This window comes from Stenotrophomonas forensis (assembly GCF_028752115.1).
GTDB lineage: Bacteria > Pseudomonadota > Gammaproteobacteria > Xanthomonadales > Xanthomonadaceae > Stenotrophomonas > Stenotrophomonas forensis.
Map to the genome: position 1 here is coordinate 188,003 of NZ_CP082270.1, position 14,675 is coordinate 202,677.

A 14,675-nucleotide genomic window follows, 5' to 3' on the forward strand; every position below is an offset into this window, starting at 1 on the left:
GGTCCGGTTGCGGGGGTGTCCGCGGCATGGATGCCGCGGCCAAGCCCCCAAGGGTGAGGGCGCTTTGCTTGCGAAGCACTGCTTCGCAAGCGCCCGAACGCACAGCCGCCAGCGGCTGGGCCGGACCCCGGAGGGGGGTTTACGGCGTCCCCCGCAACCGGACCCACCCCGCCAACCCACGGACTGCCCGCTGTTGCTTCGGCCGTTGCTCTGGCAGTTGCATCTGCGGGTGCCGGGCGGCAGCCCGGCCCAAGCCCCCCACCCACGCAGGTAGAATGCGCACATGGCTCTCTCCCTGCTCAAGTCCCTCAAGCCGGTCGCTGGCCGCGCCCTGCAGATCGCCCTGAACCGCGCCCTCGCGCTGGATCCGGATACCCGACATGCGCTGGCCAGCCTCGACGGCCGGCATATCGACCTGACCCTGGAAGCGCCTTCGCTGGCGATGCGCATCAGCGTCGAGGGCGATCAGCTGCGGGTCGGCCCGGTCGACACGCAGGAAGCCGATCTGGCAGTGCGCAGCAGCCTGGCCGGCGTGCTGGCGCAGTTGCCACTGCTGGCCAACGCGCGCCGCGCCGACAGCACCGGCAAGGGCCGCGTGCGCGTAGCCGGCGACGCCGAATTGGCGCGCCGCCTGCAGCAGCTGGCCAAGGGCTTCGATCCGGACTGGCAGCAGCCGTTCGTCAGCGTATTCGGCGAGGTGCTGGGCGTGCAGGTCGCCAACACCCTGCGCAGCGCGCTGCAGCACGCACGCCAGGGCGCGATCGATCTGGCCCACAGCGCTGCCGAGTTCATCACCGAGGAATCGCGTGATGTGGTGCCGCGCGCCGAGCTGGATGCCTTCCATGATGACGTTGACGTGCTGCGCGATGACGTCGAGCGCCTGGGCGCACGCGTGCAGCGCCTGCGGGGTGCCGCATGAAGGCCGTGCTTCGGGCCAGCCGCATCGGCCGGGTGATCCTGCGTTACCGCCTGGACGATCTGCTGCAAGGCACGCCGGCCGAGCGCTGGCTGCGCCTGGCCAAGCCGTTCGTGCCGCGCGCCTCGGCCGATATCGCCGCACAATCGCGCGGTGCGCGCCTGCGCCTGGCGCTGCAGGACCTCGGGCCGATCTTCGTCAAGTTCGGCCAGATCCTGTCGACCCGCCGCGACCTGGTACCGCCGGACGTGGCCAACGAGCTGACCCTGCTGCAGGACCGGGTCAAGCCGTTCGATGGCGATACCGCGCGCCGCATCGTCGAGGAAGCACTCGGCCTGCCGGTGAGCGAGGCGTTTGCCAGCTTCGACACCGAACCGCTGGCTTCGGCCTCGATCGCGCAGGTGCACGCAGCGACGCTCGCCGACGGCCGCCAGGTGGTGGTCAAGGTGCTGCGCCCAGGCATCGAGAAGCAGATCGACGCCGACATCGCCCTGCTCAACTCGCTGGCCGCGCTGGTCGAGCGCACCCATCCACGTGCCGACAAGATCCGCCCGCGTGAAGTGGTGGCCGAAGTCGAGAACACCCTGGCTGCCGAACTGGACCTGCAGCGCGAAGGCGCCAATGCCAGCGTGCTGCGCCGCTTCTGGGAAAACAGCGACGATCTGTACGTACCGGAAGTGATCTGGAGCCACACCGCCGAGCGTGCGCTGACCCTGGAACGCGTATGGGGCATTCCGTCCGATGACATCGCCGCGCTGGACAAGGCCGGCATCGACCGCAAGGCGCTGGCCGCCAAGGGCGTGCGGGTGTTCTACACCCAGGTGTTCCGTGACAACTTCTTCCATGCCGACGCGCACGCCGGCAACATCTGGGTCGACACCGATCCGGCGCGCCGTGCCAACCCGCGCTTCATCGCGCTGGACTTCGGCATCATGGGCCAGCTCTCGCAGGAAGATCAGTACTACCTGGCCGAGAATTTCATGGCCATCTTCAACCGCGATTACCGCCGCATCGCCGAACTGCACGTGCAGGCGCGCTGGATGCCGGACCACGTGCGCATCGATGATCTGGAAGCGGCCGTGCGTTCGGTGTGCGAACCCTACTTCACCCGCCCGCTGTCGCAGATTTCGCTGGCCGAAGTGCTGATGAAGCTGTTCCGCGTGGCGCAGCGCTACCAGCTGACCCTGCAGCCGCAGCTGATCCTGCTGCAGAAGACCCTGCTGAACATCGAAGGTGTCGGCCGCCAGCTCGATCCGCAGATCGACATCTGGGCAGTGGCCAAGCCGGTGCTGGCGAAGATCCTGCGCGAGCGCTACAGCCCGCGCAGGGTGGTGCGCGAGATCGGCAAGCGCCTGCCGGAAATCATGACCCATGCGCCGGACATGCCGCGCCTGGTACACGCCTGGCTGACCCAGCAGGTGGAAGGCCGCCATGAACTGGCGATGCGCTCGCGCGATCTGGTGGCGCTCGATGCCAGCCTGCAGCGCCTGCAGAAACGCGCGGTGGGTGCGATCACCGGCGTTGGCCTGCTGGCCATCGCGGCGCTGATGTACGTGCTGCAACCGCCGGGCTGGTACTGGGGCGACCTGCCGATGTGGAGCTGGTTGTCCGGCGCGGTTGGCGCGGTGGCGCTGCTGCGCGCGTGGTGGCGCTGAGCCCGTCAGGCTGAGGGCCGGCGGCGATGCATGCCGCCGACCCACCCCGGGTTTTTACCAGTGGTAGCCCAGGCCCACGTGCGACTGCACGCTCTGGAAGGTGTCCAGGCGGGTCTTGTGCCAGGTTTTGCCGATGCCCATGTCCAGCACCAGATGTTCGCCCAGCGGCTGGCTGCGGCGCAGGAAGGCACGCCGCGCATCGTGTTCGCGCAGCAGCAGCGGATCGGACTCTGCCGCGTAGCCGGACGTGCCGGTGCCCAGCCACAGCTGGGTTGAACCGCGGCCCTGGGCGTCCTTCAGGCGCAGCGACAGCGTGGTGCCATGGCCGTCGGGCCCATTGGACTGACGGTGCCGCTCGTGGCGCAGCGAGGCGGTCACGCGCGGGAAGTAATGCGAGGCACCCACCGACCAGCCGCTCACGTACGCGCCGGCGTGATACTGCGCGTACTTGCCGCCCACGCTGAGCACGGTCTGCGGCGCCACCTTCCACTGCAGGTCCTGGTTGACCTGGCGGTTGACGAACACCGGATCATCGTTGGACGCGGTGACGGCGGTGCGGGTGGACAAGCGCGGGCTCCAGCGCTGGTGCAGCGAGCCCTGTACGCGGTTGCCGCTGAAGCGCCTGCTGCCAAAGTCGCGTTCACCATGGGCCAGGCCCAGGTGCCAACGGCTGTGGCCGTTGCGGCCGGCCACGTCCAGGGTCTGCACGTCGCGCTTGCCGAAGCTGTCGGTGTAGTCGGCATGGTCCAGTTGCATCGAAACACGGTCGACGCCGGCATGGGCGCTGGACACAGCCAGCAACAGGGCGCACGGCAGCGCGTCACGGAAGATCAATCGCATGGGGTTACTCCAGGGGTTGGGAATGCAGCGACTGCAGCAGCCGGTAACGGCCCGGCGGCAGGTTTCGTTCCACGGTGATGCGCGGTCCGAACTGGCTGCCCGGTGCGATGATGCGACCGGGCAGGATGATCACGCCGACGCCCAGCGAGGCGCCTTCACCGATCCACGCGCCAAGCTTGTCGCGCTGGCTGTCGATGACGGCGCCGCCGATGTGCACGGCGACCGTCGCGCCATCCAGGCGATGGTTGCTGGTGCGCACCAGCGCGCCAAGGTAGGCGCGGGCATCGATACGGCTGTCGCCGATGAAGCACTGCGGACCGATGCTGACGCCTTCGCCGATCAAGGCGTTCTTCAGTTCGCTGGCAAAGCCGATGCGGGTGCCATCGCCGATGCGCAGCGGGCCACGCAGCAGCGCGTTGTTGCCGATCAGGCAATCACGGCCGATCGATATCGGGCCCTGCAGATGGGCTCCGTCGCAGATGCGGCTGCCGGCACCGATGCACACGGTCCCCTGCACGGTTGCACGTGGCGACACCTGGGCGCTGGAATCAATGTGGGACGCCAGTGCCGGGAGCGCATCGGCCAGGGCGCTGAGATCATTCCACCACATGCGGATACCTCGTCGGCTTGTCGCGTACCGGCTCGCGGCCGGTGAACAGCCCGGCAAGGCCGTGCATCACCCAGATCGCATAGGCAAGCAGTACATACAGCATCGAGAAGGCGGCGGCAGGCACCAGCCAGGCGCGGCGATGATGGATGGCGCTGATCAGCGCCAGCAGCATGACCACGCCTATCCAGAACAGCGGCATCACCGCCAATGCCAGGCCGGCGGGTCCATGCAGCATCGCCGCGCCGAACCAGACCTGCAGGGTCAGCACGATGCCGGCCAGCGCCAGCAGCATCATCGGCAGGATGCTGAACAGGCCGAAGCGGGTCAGCAGCAGGCCGCGATGCAGGCGCATGCAGACCGCATAGCCGACGATCCAGCGCCGCCAGCGCCGCCATTCCTCCACCAGCGTGTTGCACTCCTGCGGGTAGACCACGCAGCGCACGCTCTGGCGCACGCGGTAACCCTGCGCGACCAGCGACCAGGACATGTCCAGGTCTTCCACGCGGGTGCGGTCGGAGAAGCCGACCTTGCGCAGCACCGAGGTGCGGAACAGGCCGCACGAGCCGGACACGATGAACGGCGCGCCGCCCAGCCACTGCTGGAAGCTGCGCTTGATCACGATCATCGGCAGTTTCAGGCTGGCACGCACATGCGGCAGGAAACCGGCGCCTTCCAGGCTGGACGAGGGCACGCCGCCGACCGCATCGGCCCCACGCTCGATTTCGTCCAGCAGGTATCCCAGGCCATGCCCGCGCGGATCGATATGGGTGTCGGCGTCGGTCAGGAACACCTGTTCGGCGGTGGCGTGCTGCAGGCCGTGCATCAATGCCCCGCCTTTGCCGGTGTTGGCCTGGTGCACCGCCACCAGACGCCCCGGCCAGCGTGCCTGCAGCGCATCGAGCACCGCAGCGGTGTCATCGGTGGAGCCATCATTCACGCAGATCACCCGGGCCAGGTAAGGGTTCTGCAACAGGCTGGTCAACGAGCGCTCCAGGCACGGGGCTTCGTTGTAGGCCGGAACGATCGCGTCGATGCTGTACAGGTGCGTACTCGGCCGGCGCGACAGCAGCATGCAGATACGCACCAGGATGAAGACGCACATGGCCAGGAACAGCAGCGTCTTCATCAGAGCACCAGCCGATGGGGCAGGAAGCCCTCGCTGGGGCCGATACCGATCTGCTGCCCGCGGAACTGTGCGTGGCAGCGCAGATGGTCCTCCTGCATGTACTGGCGATCGCTCTGGCTGGCATGCTCGCGCAGGGCGTGGATCTTCAGGTCCAGCTGCGCGCTGATGTCTTCGAATACCTGGGGTGCAAACTGCGGCAGGGTGCTGGGACTCTCGTAGCAGAGGATCTGCGGGACACTGCGGCAGGCGATGATCGATGCCTCGTGGACGGTGCGGTGATCCTGGTGATGGTCCTCGCCGCACATCGTGTAGACGCGATGCGGCACGAGCGTGGCGCAGGCCTGCTCGATGGACGCGATGATGTCGTTGCGGCAGCCCGGGAAACGCGTGTCCGGAAAATCCTGCTGGATCACGTGGCCGACTCCGAGCCGGTGCAGGGCGCGGTGGGATTCATCGCTGCGGTCGATACCGGTGTGGCACCCGCGGCCGCCGCGGCTGAGCACCAGCGCATGGATGCGCGCACCCGTGCGTGCCAGCTTGGCCAGGCTGCCACCGCAGCCGAGTTCGATGTCGTCGGGGTGGGCGCCGATTGCCAGAATGTCGAAGGCCATGGCCGTGTCCTTGCGAAAACCGTGGGAGCGGCGGGCAGGTGGAACGTCCCGCGCGAAAGAGGCGGAACTATCGCAACTCGAGCAACGCGAAAGATTAGGATCAATCTGAAAATGTGACTTGATCGGCCACAATGGCCGCCCTGACGCGGCAAATGAAAGAGGCGACAGCGATGCAGCTTTCGGTATTGAGGGACGAACTGGCGCGTTTCGGTGCCGATAACGACGCACGCGAGACCGAACGTGCCCGGCGAATGCTCAACATCACGCCGCAGACCGGTGAGTTCCTGTCGGTGCTGGTGCGTTTCGGTGCAGCACGGCGCGTGCTGGAGATCGGCACCTCCAATGGCTACTCCACGCTCTGGCTGGCCGAAGCCGCCGCCGCCATCGGCGGCCACGTGACTACGCTGGAGTGCGCCGAAGAAAAGGTGGCGATGGCGCGAGCGACGTTCGCGCGCAGTGGCCTGGCAGGGCGCATCACGCTGGTCCACGCCGATGCCGGGCAGTGGCTTGCGCAGGCCGCCGAGGCCAGCCTCGATCTGCTGTTCCTCGATTCGGACCGCGAACAGTACGCCGGCTGGTGGCCGCAGTTGCGGCGCGTGCTGCGGCCCGGTGGCCTGCTGGTGGTGGACAACGCGATCTCGCACGCCGCGCAGATGGAACCGCTGCGCGCCCTGTTGGCTGCCGACGAGGCGTTCAGCACCAGCCTGGTGCCGGTGGGCAATGGCGAGTTGCTGGCGGTGCGCAACGCCTGACTGCTCTATAGGTAGGTGCCAACCTTGGTTGGCACGTCGTTGCCGGTCGCGCAGAGCAGCCGAGCATGGGCTCGGCTCTACAGGAAGCAGGCCCTTATAATCCCGCGGTGAGCACCGAACCCGACACCCTCGCTGCGGTCGAGACCGAAACCGCACCCCTGCAGCTGCTGCACCTGGATGAGCGCCTGGCCGTGGTCAACAAGCCGGCCGGGCTGATGGTCCACGACAGCAAGCTGGCCCGTGGCGAAGACGATTTCCTGGCCGACCGCCTGCGCGAGCAGCTGGGCCGCCCGATCTTCCTGGTCCATCGCCTGGACCGGGCGACCAGCGGCTGCCTGCTGCTGGCCTTCGACCGCGATACCGCCAGCGCGCTGGGCAAGGCGCTGATGGGCGGCGAAGTGCTGAAGGACTACCTGACCGTGTGCCGGGGCTGGCCGGCCGAGCTCGCCTGGCAGGTCGACCATGAACTGGACGGCGGCCCGGGCAAGCCGGTGAAGAAGCCGGCGATCACCGATTTCCAGCGCCTGGCCACCGGCGAGCTGTCGGTGCCGATCGGCGAGTTCAGCAGTTCGCGTTATGCGTTGCTGCGCTGCCAGCCGCAGACCGGGCGCTTCCGGCAGATCCGTCGCCACCTCAAGCACCTGTCGCACCACATGATCGGCGACACCAGCCACGGTGATGGCCGCCACAACCGCATCTTCCGCATGCAGGGCGTGCACCGCATGCTGCTGCACGCCGAGCGCCTGCGGTTCCCGCATCCCGACGGTGGCGTTGTGGATGTACGCGCGCCGCTGGACCCTGCGTTCCAGAAGGCGCTGGACCTGTTCGGCTGGCAGGTGGATACCGCTTGACGGCAGTGCCGGCCGCTGGCCGGCAGCTACGCGATTCCAGATGTACTGGGGGAGCCGGCCAGCGGCCGGCACGACCTCACTTCTTTTCCGGCTCGTTGACGATCGCTTCCAGGTCCTTCTGCAGGTCCGCGAACAGCGGCTGCATTCGCGCCTGGATGGCCACCATCACGTTCTGCATCAGCGCCGGGGTCTTGTCCAGCAGGCTCTGGCCGGCCGCGCTCTCGTAGAACTCGGCCATCGCCAGCACGTCTTCCTTGCTGAAGGTCTTCTTGTAGAGGTCCACGTACATCGGCCGCAGCTGCTGCCATGACAGGGCCTGGCGCAGGGTCTGGCTGGTCCGCGCCTGGATCCGCTTCAGCTGCTCCTGCTGCTGGGCGTTGAGCTGGCGCTGCGCGGCCACCTGCTGGAACTGCTGCTGCTGCATCGCTTCGATCTGCGGCAGCATGGTGTCGATCATGCTCTGCGCGCGCGAGGCCGAGAGCAGGCGGTTGATGTCGCCATCGGTCGGCGGCGCGGCCAGGGCCGGCACACTGGCCACGGCCAGCGCCAGCAGCAGGGCGGCGCGACGCAGCAGGGACGGCAGGGCGGGTGCGGTGCGGGTCATGCGGGCTTCCTGCGGTACATGGGACAGCCAGCATACCCGCAGCCAAGGCGAAGGCGGCGTGTTCGGTACCTGATCGGCGGCATACGGTGCGCGATGCCGCACTGCGGGACGTGGCTGCCGCTACAATGCGCGGATGGGCAGTGGACCGGTCACCATCAGCGCGCAGCTTGAAATCCCCGACGGCGAGATCGTCGAGCGGTTCGTGCGTGCCAGTGGCGCCGGTGGGCAGAACGTCAACAAGGTCTCCACCGCGGTGGAACTGCGTTTCGACGTGGCCAACTCGCCCTCGTTGCCCGAGCCGTTGCGCACCCGCCTGCTGGCGCGGCGTGACCGGCGCATGACCGGCGAAGGCGTGCTGGTCATCGATGCGCAACGGTTCCGGACCCAGGATCGCAATCGCGAGGATGCGCGCGATCGGCTGGCGGCCTTCATCCAGGCCGGGCTGAGCGTGCCCAAACCGCGCAAGGCCACCAAGCCGACCCTCGGGTCGAAACTGCGTCGTCTGGACGCCAAACGCGGGCGCGCGCAGATCAAGCGCGGGCGCTCATCACGTGACTGGGAGTGATTGCTTGAACAACCCGACTCCGTTGCTGCCGGCCGTTCCGCCGCAGATGCCGCAGGTCAAACCCAACGCCTTCCTGCGCTGGCTGGCGCGCTGCACCCTGCGCATGGGCGGCTGGAAGGTGACCGGCACCCTGCCCGACATCCCCCGGCTGGTGTTCATCATCGCGCCGCATTCGTCCAACTGGGACGGACTGTGGGGCATGGCGGCCAAGATCGCGCTGGGCATGAAGGTGAAGGTGCTGGGCAAGGCCTCGCTGTTCTGGTGGCCGCTGGGCCCGCTGCTGCACAAGCTGGGCGTGATTCCGCTCGACCGCAGCTCGCCGCAGGGCACCGTCGGCCAGGCGGTGGACCTGCTGCGCAACAACGAGAAGATGTGGTTCGCGATCACCCCCGAGGGCACCCGCAAGGCGGTGAAGGACTGGAAGGCCGGTTTCCTGAAGATCGCGCGGATGGCCGACGTGCCGATCCTGGCCGCGTACTTCCACTACCCGGAAAAGACCATCGGCATCGGGCCGCTGTTCACGCCCAGCGGTGATGACGCGGCCGACATGGCCGCCATCCGCGAGTTCTACCGGCCCTGGATCGGCAAGACCCGCGGCACGGTCTGAGCCGGCCGGCAGGCCCCGCATAGACGCCACGTCCGGCACATGCCGGGCGAGCGCGACAGGAGTAGGGTGGAGGGCTGGTATTCCATACCGTCTGCCCAAGGAGCGTTTTACATGTCGCGTACCGTAGTCCTGGCCGCCGCCATCAGCCTGGCGCTGGCGGCCTGTTCCGGCAAGGAGTCCACCCCCGTGTCCGAAGCCCAGAAGACCCCGGCCCAGCAGCCGGCCGAAGCCTCCACCAACCCGCTGCTGAGCGCCAGCACGCTGCCGTTCCAGGCGCCGCAGTTCGACAAGATCAAGGACAGCGACTACCTGCCGGCCTTCGAGGAAGGCATGCGCCAGCACCTGGCCGACGTGCGCAAGATCGCCGACAGCAGCGAACCGGCCACCTTCGACAACACCATCGTGGCGATGGAGCGCAGCGGCGAGACCCTGACCCGCGTGTCGCGCATCTTCTTCGGCCTGGTCCAGGCCGATACCAACGACGCGCGCCAGAAGATCCAGGAAGAAGTGGCGCCGAAGCTGGCCGCGCACCAGGACGAGATCAACCTCGATCCGAAGCTGTTCGCGCGCGTGAAGTCGATCTATGACCAGCGCGACACGCTGGAGCTGGACCCGGTGCAGAAGCGCCTGGTCGAGCACTACTACGACGGCCTGGTACGTGCCGGTGCGCAGCTGTCCGACGCCGACAAGGCATCGCTGCGCAAGCTCAACGTGGAAGAGACCACCCTCTCCACCCAGTTCCACACCCGCCTGGTGGCCGCCACCGCCGCCGCCGCCGTGGTCGTCGACGACAAGGCCAAGCTGGCCGGGCTGGACGAGGACGCGATCAACAACGCGGCCGCCGCCGCCAAGGACCGCAAGCTGGACGGCAAGTTCGTGCTGCCGCTGCAGAACACCACCCAGCAGCCGGTGCTCGGCTCGCTCAGCGACCGCGACCAGCGCGCGGCCGTGCTGAAGGCTTCGGAAACCCGTGCCGAGCGCGGTGATGCCAACGACACCCGGCAGACCGTGCAGCGCCTGGCCCAGCTGCGTGCGCAGAAGGCCAAGCTGCTCGGCTTCGATACCTTCGCCGACTACCAGCTGGGCGACCAGATGGCCAAGACCCCGGCCGCCGCGCTGAAGCTGCTGACCGACACCGTGCCGGCCGCCACCGCCAAGGCCCGCGCCGAAGCCGGCGAGATCCAGAAGGTGATCGACGCGCAGAAGGGCGGCTTCCAGGTCGCTGCATCGGACTGGGACTTCTACGCCGAGCAGGTGCGCAAGGCCAAGTACGATCTGGACGAGTCGCAGATCAAGCCGTACTTCGAACTGGACAACGTGCTGCAGAACGGCGTCTTCTACGCCGCCACCCAGCTGTACGGCATCACCTTCAAGCCGCGTACCGACATTCCGACCTACAACCCGGACATGAAGGTGTACGAAGTGTTCGACAAGGACGGCACCTCGCTGGCCCTGTTCTACACCGACTACTTCAAGCGTGACAGCAAGTCCGGCGGCGCCTGGATGGACGTGTTCGTCGAACAGGACGGCCTGACCGGTGCCAAGCCGGTGGTCTACAACGTCTGCAACTTCACCAAGCCGGCCGCCGGCCAGCCTGCGCTGATCAGCTTCGACGACGTCACCACCATGTTCCATGAGTTCGGCCATGCGCTGCACGGCATGTTCTCGAACGTGAAGTACCCGTCGATCGCCGGCACCGCCACCTCGCGCGACTTCGTCGAGTTCCCGTCGCAGTTCAACGAGCACTGGGCGCTGGACCCGAAGGTGTTCGCCAACTACGCCAAGCACTACAAGACCGGCGAGGCGATGCCGCAGGAACTGGTCGACAAGATCCTCAAGGCACGCAGCTTCAACCAGGGCTATGCGACCACCGAGTACCTGTCGGCCGCATTGCTGGACCTGGCCTGGCACACGCAGAAGGCCGACGCGCCGCTGCAGGATGTGGGCGCCTTTGAAGCCAGCGCGCTGAAGAAGTTCAAGGTCGACCTGCCGCAGGTGCCGCCGCGCTACCGCACCACCTACTTCGACCACATCTGGGGCGGTGGCTACTCGGCCGGTTACTACGCCTACTTCTGGGCCGAAGTGCTCGACCACGACGCCTACCAGTGGTTCACCGAGCACGGTGGCCTGACCGCCGCCAACGGCCAGGAGTTCCGCGACAAGATCCTCTCGCGTGGCAACAGCGTGGAGCTGTCGACCCTGTACCGCGATTTCCGCGGCAAGGACCCGTCGGTGGAGCCGCTGCTGAAGTTCCGCGGGCTGAAATAAGAAATCGAAAACGGCGGGGGCAACCCCGCCGTTTTTCGTTGTGTAGCGTCGAGCCATGCTCGACGTTCTTCTGTAGAGCCGAGCCATGCTCGGCTGCCTTTCGATGAAAAGCCAGTCGAGCATGGCTCGACTCTACACAAGCGGGTTACGTGCCTACGTGCACGCGGTTCGCCTGCTCGGCCAATCCCAGGTGATCCAGCGCGATGTCCAGCGCCAGCACATAGCTCTGCGCGCCATACCCCGCGGCGATGCCCAGGCGCTGGCCAACCCCGGCCGGCAGGCACGGTTCGGCCACCGCGCCGTCGTCATGCACTTCCACGTAGGCATTGTGCAGGTACGGCAGCAGCCGCTGCAGGCGCAGGCTGTTGGCACACGCACCCGGATCGAGCAGGGTCACCTCGCCACGGCTGTGGTCGGCCACGCGCAGCGCGTCCAGCAGTTCCTGCTCCGAACCACACGCGCGGATCGCCACGCTGGTGCCGGCGTCGATCGCGCGATGCACCAGCGACTTCAGGACCGGCGCCGGCAGCGGCATCGCGGTACGGATCAGCGCACCGGCCGCTTCCGGGCCACGGATGATGAAGATCGACATGGCTCAGCCCTCCTGCGCCAGGCGGCGGCCAACGATGGCCAGCGACAACGGGTAACCGGCCTGCTGGCTGCGCTGGTCGACCACCACCGCGGCCGGACCGTGCTGCAGGCGCAGGCGTGCATCCAGGCCCGGCTCGCTGCGGGCCTGCAGCTCGATGTACTGCGCCGGCAGCCGTTCCAGTGCCGCCTGCAGCGCGCCACCTTCGGCCTGCCACTGCGCCTCGTCGGCGGTGCCGACATCCAGCAGCACCCAGTCGGCCGAGCGCGCCTGCGGCTGGCACAGGCACTGGCGCACTTCGGACAGGCTGGCGCAGTCGCTGCACAGCACGCGATGGCCGCTCAACTGCGCCGGCAGCTGCGGGCGCGGCGCCGACGGAGATGCGTGGCGGATCACCAGGAGGGTCATACAACACCTTGCGGAATGCGCCCTGTGGCGCGGTGGGCACACGATGCGCGCGCTGGCCGTAAAGGTGCGATGCCCGCCGCCGGGCCGGGGCGTAAAACCTGCGTAACCCATGTCCCGCGCTGCCGGGAACCTGCGACGCCTGCGTGTGGTCTGATACCGCTACCGACCACCCGGAGCCTGCCATGGATGCTGTTGCCCGCCCTCCCTTTTCCGAACGTGCGCTTACCTGGCTGAAGAAGGAAGCATTGCCGCTGCTGGTGATGCTCGGCCTGCTGGCCGCCGCCCGCGACACCCTGGCCAACCACTACGTGGTGCCCAGTGGCTCGATGCAGCCAACCCTGCAGCCTGGCGACCGGGTGGTGGTGGACATGCGCGCGTATGGCCTGCGCCTGCCGTTCACTGGCAAGGAACTGATGGCGACCGGCAGCCCGCAGCGCGGCGAAGTGGCGGTGTTCGACTCGCCGGCCGATGGCACCCGTCTGATCAAGCGCGTGGCGGCGGTAGCCGGCGACCACGTGCAGCTGCATGAAGGCCATCTGAGCATCAACGGCCAGCCGCTGCAGATCGCCGATGTGCAGGACGTGGAAGCCTTCGGCCAGCGCCGCGCCCGCCTCGATCTGGACATGGGCGGCGGCCCGGACATCGCCGATCTGGTGGTGCCGGCCGGCAAGGTGCTGGTGCTGGGTGACCACCGCGGCAACAGCTTTGACGGCCGCTTCTTCGGCTTCGTCGACGCCGACAAACTGTATGGCCGCGCCGTGACGGTGTACTACCGCCGCGGCGACGGGTTCGAATGGCAGCGACTGTAAGCTGAATTGATACTTCCTGTGTATCAATCATGACCTATCAGGTTATGGATCGACTGGATCAACGGGCCTAGTCTGGGGCCCGTTCCCTCCCACGCCCGGCCGTCCTCACCGGCCCATCGATCCCATGACTGGCGAAACCGCGGCGGCCGTCGAACGCCGCCCCCACACTGTCGACCCTGCTGCCGAGACCCGCATCCAGCAGGGTACCCCCGCCTTCCGGCGTACCGCGCTGGCGCTGTTCCTGGCTGGCTTCTCCACCTTCGGCCTGCTGTATACGGTGCAGCCGCTGCTGCCCGAGTTCAGCCGTCATTTCGGCGTCTCCGCTGCCGGCAGCGCAATGTCGCTGTCGCTGACCACCGGCACGCTGGCGGTGGCGATGCTGCTGGCCGGGCTGCTGTCCGATGCGATCGGCCGCCGCCCGTTGATGATCGCCGCGCTGCTCGCGTCGGCCATCCTGTCGCTGTGCACCGCACTGGTGGACGACTGGACCACGCTGCTGGTGCTGCGCACCCTGCTCGGCCTGGCGCTGAGCGGCGTACCGGCGGTGGCGATGACCTACCTGGTGGAGGAAATGGACAGCCGCGCACTGGGCCTGGCGATGGGCCTGTACATCGGCGGCAACGCCATCGGTGGCATGAGCGGCCGCCTGCTGGCCGGCATCATCGCCGACCACTGGGGCTGGCGCTGGGGCATCGGCGTGGTCTCGATCATTGCCATCGCCAGCACCGTGCTGCTGTGGCTGCAGCTGCCGCCGTCGCGGCATTTCCAGGCCCGTCGCGGCGGCCTGCGCCAGTTGCCGTCGCGCTGGCGCGCGCTGTTTGCCGACCCCGGCCTGCCGTGGCTGTTCGCCACCTCGTTCGTGCTGATGGGCGTGTTCGTCACCCTCTACAACTACCTGGGCTACCACCTGCTGGCGCCGCCGTATCACCTCAGCCAGACCGTGGTCGGCCTGATTTTCAGCGTCTATCTGGTCGGCACATTCAGCTCGGCGTGGATGGGCCAGCAGGCCACGCGCTACGGGCGCGGCCGCATCCTGTCGATCTCGTTTGCACTGATCGGCGCCGGCATCGCACTGCTGGCGATGCCGTGGCTGCGCACGATGGCTCTGGGCATCGCACTGGTCACGTTCGGCTTCTTCGGTGGCCACTCGGTGGCCAGCAGCTGGGTTGGCAGCCGCGCCGGCACGATGCGCGCCGAAGCCTCGGCGCTGTACCTGTTTGCCTACTACCTTGGCTCGAGCGTGCTGGGCGGGGTGGGTGGGCTGGCCTACACGGCCTGGGACTGGCGGGGGGTGTGTGCCTTCGCTGCCGTGCTGACCCTGATCGGCGGCGGTATCGTCTGGGCACTGCAGCAGCGCGCCCCGCAGCCGGTGACGGCGTGATCCAACGCGCGTTTCACTGGGGCGCGGCGCTGCTCTGGTAGATGCCGACCTTGGTCGGCGCTCTGGCAGGACGGCCAACCAAG

Annotated in this window: 16 protein-coding genes; 9 read left to right on the forward strand and 7 right to left on the reverse strand. The window is 67.7% G+C overall.

Annotated features, from left to right (window positions below):
• Positions 1–283: 283 nt before the first annotated feature.
• Positions 284–919, forward strand: coding sequence for a ubiquinone biosynthesis accessory factor UbiJ (locus K5L94_RS00870; RefSeq protein WP_004153599.1), 636 nt, complete (start codon positions 284–286; stop codon positions 917–919).
• Positions 916–2,571 carry a ubiquinone biosynthesis regulatory protein kinase UbiB gene (ubiB, locus tag K5L94_RS00875; RefSeq protein ID WP_004153600.1) on the forward strand — a complete coding sequence of 552 codons (1,656 nt, stop codon included), beginning with the start codon at positions 916–918 and terminating at the stop codon, positions 2,569–2,571. Before K5L94_RS00870 ends, ubiB begins: the two co-directional genes overlap by 4 nt.
• Before the next feature lie 54 nt (positions 2,572–2,625).
• On the opposite strand, the gene K5L94_RS00880 is transcribed toward ubiB, so the two are convergent.
• Genes K5L94_RS00880 through K5L94_RS00895 form a run of 4 tightly spaced genes read right to left on the reverse strand, consistent with a single transcriptional unit; the run spans position 2,626 to position 5,758 of the window.
• Positions 2,626–3,411 (reverse strand): YaiO family outer membrane beta-barrel protein, encoded by a 786-nt coding sequence (locus tag K5L94_RS00880; protein WP_053511861.1) that lies wholly within the window; start codon positions 3,409–3,411, stop codon positions 2,626–2,628.
• 4 nt (positions 3,412–3,415) lie between these two features.
• Complete coding sequence (locus K5L94_RS00885; protein WP_053511860.1) at positions 3,416–4,021, reverse strand: LbetaH domain-containing protein; 606 nt, start codon at positions 4,019–4,021, stop codon at positions 3,416–3,418.
• Entirely contained in the window at positions 4,008–5,147 is a 1,140-nt protein-coding gene (locus tag K5L94_RS00890) for a glycosyltransferase family 2 protein (protein WP_004153603.1), read from the reverse strand. The genes K5L94_RS00885 and K5L94_RS00890 overlap by 14 nt, the downstream gene beginning before the upstream one ends.
• Positions 5,147–5,758 carry a PIG-L deacetylase family protein gene (locus K5L94_RS00895; protein ID WP_053511859.1) on the reverse strand — a complete coding sequence of 204 codons (612 nt, stop codon included), beginning with the start codon at positions 5,756–5,758 and terminating at the stop codon, positions 5,147–5,149. The genes K5L94_RS00890 and K5L94_RS00895 overlap by 1 nt, the downstream gene beginning before the upstream one ends.
• A gap of 152 nt (positions 5,759–5,910) precedes the next feature.
• Here K5L94_RS00895 and K5L94_RS00900 point away from each other — a divergent pair, with 152 nt between their 5' ends.
• Together K5L94_RS00900 and K5L94_RS00905 are read left to right on the forward strand one after the other, a co-directional pair.
• The gene (locus K5L94_RS00900) at positions 5,911–6,510 is read left to right on the forward strand and encodes an O-methyltransferase (RefSeq protein WP_425507574.1); all 600 of its coding nucleotides are present in this window, start codon (positions 5,911–5,913) and stop codon (positions 6,508–6,510) included.
• A 107-nt stretch (positions 6,511–6,617) separates the two neighbouring features.
• The gene (locus K5L94_RS00905; RefSeq protein WP_274511664.1) at positions 6,618–7,361 is read left to right on the forward strand and encodes a pseudouridine synthase; all 744 of its coding nucleotides are present in this window, start codon (positions 6,618–6,620) and stop codon (positions 7,359–7,361) included.
• 76 nt (positions 7,362–7,437) lie between these two features.
• Here K5L94_RS00905 and K5L94_RS00910 read toward each other — a convergent pair whose 3' ends face one another.
• On the reverse strand, positions 7,438–7,965 hold the full coding sequence (locus K5L94_RS00910) for a DUF2059 domain-containing protein (protein WP_010487093.1): 528 nt from the start codon (positions 7,963–7,965) through the stop codon (positions 7,438–7,440).
• Positions 7,966–8,098: 133 nt separating this feature from the next.
• On the opposite strand from K5L94_RS00910, the gene arfB reads away from it, so the two are divergent.
• The 3 genes from arfB (at position 8,099) to dcp (ending at position 11,405) form a co-directional block, all read left to right on the forward strand.
• Positions 8,099–8,530, forward strand: a complete 432-nt coding sequence (arfB, locus tag K5L94_RS00915) for an alternative ribosome rescue aminoacyl-tRNA hydrolase ArfB (protein WP_004153612.1) — start codon at positions 8,099–8,101, stop codon at positions 8,528–8,530.
• Positions 8,531–8,534: 4 nt separating this feature from the next.
• Positions 8,535–9,137, forward strand: a complete 603-nt coding sequence (locus tag K5L94_RS00920; RefSeq protein ID WP_008266991.1) for a lysophospholipid acyltransferase family protein — start codon at positions 8,535–8,537, stop codon at positions 9,135–9,137.
• Between the two features lie 111 nt (positions 9,138–9,248).
• Complete coding sequence (dcp, locus tag K5L94_RS00925) at positions 9,249–11,405, forward strand: peptidyl-dipeptidase Dcp (protein ID WP_053511857.1); 2,157 nt, start codon at positions 9,249–9,251, stop codon at positions 11,403–11,405.
• Between the two features lie 145 nt (positions 11,406–11,550).
• On the opposite strand, the gene K5L94_RS00930 is transcribed toward dcp, so the two are convergent.
• Both K5L94_RS00930 and K5L94_RS00935 read right to left on the reverse strand, forming a co-directional pair.
• Positions 11,551–11,997 carry a 3-dehydroquinate dehydratase gene (locus K5L94_RS00930; RefSeq protein ID WP_004153636.1) on the reverse strand — a complete coding sequence of 149 codons (447 nt, stop codon included), beginning with the start codon at positions 11,995–11,997 and terminating at the stop codon, positions 11,551–11,553.
• A 3-nt stretch (positions 11,998–12,000) separates the two neighbouring features.
• The gene (locus tag K5L94_RS00935) at positions 12,001–12,402 is read right to left on the reverse strand and encodes a hypothetical protein (protein WP_008267294.1); all 402 of its coding nucleotides are present in this window, start codon (positions 12,400–12,402) and stop codon (positions 12,001–12,003) included.
• 182 nt (positions 12,403–12,584) lie between these two features.
• Here K5L94_RS00935 and lepB point away from each other — a divergent pair, with 182 nt between their 5' ends.
• Together lepB and K5L94_RS00945 are read left to right on the forward strand one after the other, a co-directional pair.
• Positions 12,585–13,211, forward strand: coding sequence for a signal peptidase I (lepB, locus tag K5L94_RS00940; RefSeq protein ID WP_274511670.1), 627 nt, complete (start codon positions 12,585–12,587; stop codon positions 13,209–13,211).
• Between the two features lie 124 nt (positions 13,212–13,335).
• Entirely contained in the window at positions 13,336–14,592 is a 1,257-nt protein-coding gene (locus K5L94_RS00945) for an MFS transporter (RefSeq protein ID WP_274511672.1), read from the forward strand.
• The last annotated feature ends 83 nt before the right edge of the window (positions 14,593–14,675 follow it).

Excerpts from the sequence above, each read along its gene's own strand:
- K5L94_RS00870 (WP_004153599.1), top strand. The coding sequence starts at position 284 with ATGGCTCTCTCCCTGCTCAAGTCCCTCAAGCCGGTCGCTGGCCGCGCC.
- ubiB (WP_004153600.1), top strand. The coding sequence starts at position 916 with ATGAAGGCCGTGCTTCGGGCCAGCCGCATCGGCCGGGTGATCCTGCGT.
- K5L94_RS00880 (WP_053511861.1), bottom strand. The coding sequence starts at position 3,411 with ATGCGATTGATCTTCCGTGACGCGCTGCCGTGCGCCCTGTTGCTGGCT.
- K5L94_RS00885 (WP_053511860.1), bottom strand. The coding sequence starts at position 4,021 with ATGTGGTGGAATGATCTCAGCGCCCTGGCCGATGCGCTCCCGGCACTG.
- K5L94_RS00890 (WP_004153603.1), bottom strand. The coding sequence starts at position 5,147 with ATGAAGACGCTGCTGTTCCTGGCCATGTGCGTCTTCATCCTGGTGCGT.
- K5L94_RS00895 (WP_053511859.1), bottom strand. The coding sequence starts at position 5,758 with ATGGCCTTCGACATTCTGGCAATCGGCGCCCACCCCGACGACATCGAA.
- K5L94_RS00900 (WP_425507574.1), top strand. The coding sequence starts at position 5,911 with ATGAAAGAGGCGACAGCGATGCAGCTTTCGGTATTGAGGGACGAACTG.
- K5L94_RS00910 (WP_010487093.1), bottom strand. The coding sequence starts at position 7,965 with ATGACCCGCACCGCACCCGCCCTGCCGTCCCTGCTGCGTCGCGCCGCC.
- arfB (WP_004153612.1), top strand. The coding sequence starts at position 8,099 with ATGGGCAGTGGACCGGTCACCATCAGCGCGCAGCTTGAAATCCCCGAC.
- dcp (WP_053511857.1), top strand. The coding sequence starts at position 9,249 with ATGTCGCGTACCGTAGTCCTGGCCGCCGCCATCAGCCTGGCGCTGGCG.
- K5L94_RS00930 (WP_004153636.1), bottom strand. The coding sequence starts at position 11,997 with ATGTCGATCTTCATCATCCGTGGCCCGGAAGCGGCCGGTGCGCTGATC.
- K5L94_RS00935 (WP_008267294.1), bottom strand. The coding sequence starts at position 12,402 with ATGACCCTCCTGGTGATCCGCCACGCATCTCCGTCGGCGCCGCGCCCG.
- lepB (WP_274511670.1), top strand. The coding sequence starts at position 12,585 with ATGGATGCTGTTGCCCGCCCTCCCTTTTCCGAACGTGCGCTTACCTGG.
- K5L94_RS00945 (WP_274511672.1), top strand. The coding sequence starts at position 13,336 with ATGACTGGCGAAACCGCGGCGGCCGTCGAACGCCGCCCCCACACTGTC.